Annotated in this window: 3 protein-coding genes; 1 reads left to right on the top strand and 2 read right to left on the bottom strand. The window is 73.1% G+C overall.

The genetic code is table 11. The features are described from left to right. Both VR45_RS39715 and VR45_RS39720 read right to left on the bottom strand, forming a co-directional pair. A partial coding sequence (locus tag VR45_RS39715; RefSeq protein ID WP_045944836.1) for a DinB family protein occupies positions 1-561 on the bottom strand: 561 nt, incomplete at its 3' end. Positions 562-638: 77 nt separating this feature from the next. Further along, positions 639-1,562: a zinc-binding dehydrogenase gene (locus VR45_RS39720; protein WP_045944837.1), complete on the bottom strand. Its 924-nt coding sequence runs from the start codon at positions 1,560-1,562 to the stop codon at positions 639-641. Between the two features lie 90 nt (positions 1,563-1,652). On the opposite strand from VR45_RS39720, the gene VR45_RS39725 reads away from it, so the two are divergent. Next, a complete protein-coding gene (locus VR45_RS39725; protein ID WP_078897506.1) occupies positions 1,653-2,138 on the top strand; it encodes a MarR family winged helix-turn-helix transcriptional regulator in 486 nt (161 codons plus the stop codon). The last annotated feature ends 338 nt before the right edge of the window (positions 2,139-2,476 follow it).

A 2,476-nucleotide genomic window follows, 5' to 3' on the forward strand; every position in this document is an offset into this window, starting at 1 on the left:
CCGGCCGTCCACGCACTCGCGCAGGAGATCGGCGTGGCCGCAGTGGCGGGCGTACTCGTCCACCATGTGCAGCATGACCTCGCGGATCGCCAGCCCCTCCCGGCCCACGCGCGCACCGAGGTCCGCCTGGTGGACGGCCAACGTCGCGTCCAGGGCCGCCTGTTCGCGCTCCAGATCGGCGAACGCGGCGTCCACCACGGCCTGTTCGGCCACGGCTCCGTCGAAGTCCGCGTCCCGCGCCCCGTAGAGCTTGGGCAGCCGCTCGCCGTCGGTGATCCAGTTGTGCCAGTCCCGCTCCACCTCGGCGAGATGGCGGACCAGGCCGAGCAGCGACATCGTCGACGGCGGCACCGAGCGGCGGGCGAGCTGCTCGGCGTCCAGACCCTCGCACTTGAGCCGCAGGGTGAGCCGGTAGTTGGTGATCGCCTCCCGCAGGGTCGGCAACTCCCCGTCCGGCGAAGGCCCTTCGTTGTCACGGGGGTCGTCGTCGGGGTTCAGCCACATGTCGGGGTAGACGGTCGCCTGGGTCCACCGCTCGGGTTGATCATTCATGCGGGCCATGATCGCCCGCGAACGCCCCTGCCGCCACCGCATTTTCCCTGGCGAGTCGCTCGATCGACCGGACGGGCCCATGGGCCCTACGGGACGAGGACGACCTTGCCGAGGTTGCGCCGCTGCTCGATGAGGGCGTGGGCCCGGGCGGCGTCGCGGAGCGGGATCTCCTCGTGCACGGTGGTGCGCAGGGTGCCCGCGTCGCGCAGTTGCCAGAGCTCGCGCAGCCAGCGGTGGTAGAGCTCGGGCCTGCCGACGGCGACGGCCCGCATCTGGAAGCCGATCAACGAGGCGCCGCGGAGCAGGAGTTCGTACGCCTCCACAGTGCCGCCGCCGGAGCTGAAGGCCACCAGCCGGCCGCCTGTCGCCAGGGCCCGGACGGCGGGGCCGAGCAGCTCGCCGCCGACGCCGTCGAGAATCACGTCGTACGGGCCGCCCCAGTCGGTGTCCTCGTAGAGCACGACCTCGTCGGCGCCCAGTCCGCGGACGAAGTCGGCCTTGTCGGCGCTGCTGACGGCGGCGACGACGCGGGACGCTCCACCCGCCTTGGCGCACTGGAGGGCGAGCGCGCCCACCGCACTGGCCGCCGCCGTGACCAGGACCGATTCACCGGGCTCCGGACGCGCGGCCTCGTAGGCGCCGCGCGCGACCAGCCCGCTGCGGACCAGCGCGACCGCCTCCACGGCGGTCGCGCCGTCCGGGATCCGGGACGCCATGGCGCCGTTCAGGACGGCGAACTCGGCGTAGGCGTCGGCGAAGCACAGCCCGGTGACGCGGTCTCCGACCCCGAAGCCGGTGACTCCCGCCCCCAGCGCGACGATCTCCCCCGCGACCTCACCGCCGAGCGGGACCGGCTCGCCGCTCTCCCGCAGCTTGCGCACGGTGGGCAGGGTCACCCCGACCGCCTCCACCCGGACCAGGAGCTCCCCCGCGCCCGGCTCGGGCCGGTCGACCTCCTCGGCGAACAGCACCTCCGGTCCGCCGTTGACCTCATGGCGAATGCGCAGCACAGGACCTCCCTCGTCCGAACTCATTGGATGTCCCAACGATAGGGTGAATATCATTGGGATGTCCAACGGTTTTTTGGATAGGCTGAACCCATGACCTCGGACCTGACCCCGGAGCCGACCTCGGCTCCCGCCTCGGACCCCGCCTCCGCGCTCCAGCACATCCAGTCCCTGCCGACCTGGCTCGTCGGCCGGGTCGCGGCGCGCGGCCGGGGGATAGTCGCCGACGCCATCGCCGCGGAGGGGCTGAAGCTCATGCAGCACGCGGTCCTGGCCGCGACGGCCGAGTACGGACCGGTCACCCAGGCCGACCTGGGCCGCCGGCTGTCCGTCGACCCCAAGGACATGGTCGGCATCCTCAACCACCTCCAGGCCGAGGGCCTCGTCCTGCGCAGCCCCCACCCCTCCGACCGCCGCAAGAACGCCGTCACCGTCACCCCGGAGGGCGCCGCCGTCCTCGCTCGCTGCGGCGCGCTGGCCGAAGCCGCCAACGCCGAACTGCTGGCGCCGCTCGCCCCGGACGAGCGCAAGCAGCTGATGGCCCTGCTCACCCGGCTCCACCAGGCGGCACCGTCTTAGGAGTTGCCCCCGCAGGCCCCGGGAGTACGGTCCCGTGCCCGGCCCCGCCCCGGAGCACGATCCCGGTGCGGTTTCGTCCCCTGCGCGGACGGATTGACGGTTCGTCGAATGATCCTCTTGGAGGGCGCCGAGAAGAGCTCCGGCGCCCTGATCAGAGGGGCTTTCCCATGAACCAGCACGCACGGCAGCACCCCCTTCCGAACCGCCTCCGCACCGGCCGGCGCAGGATGGCGGCGGCCGTGACCGCGGTGGTCGGCGCAGCCGTGGTGGCCGGCGTCCTGGCACCGGGCGCGGCCTCCGCCGCCCCGCGGCCGGACGCCGTGCAGTTGCGCCTCGAC

This window comes from Streptomyces sp. NRRL S-495, assembly GCF_000966955.1.
GTDB classification, from domain to species: domain Bacteria; phylum Actinomycetota; class Actinomycetes; order Streptomycetales; family Streptomycetaceae; genus Kitasatospora; species Kitasatospora purpeofusca.

Coding starts and splice junctions, on each gene's coding strand:
- VR45_RS39725 (WP_078897506.1), top strand. CDS start 1,653: ATGACCTCGGACCTGACCCCGGAGCCGACCTCGGCTCCCGCCTCGGAC.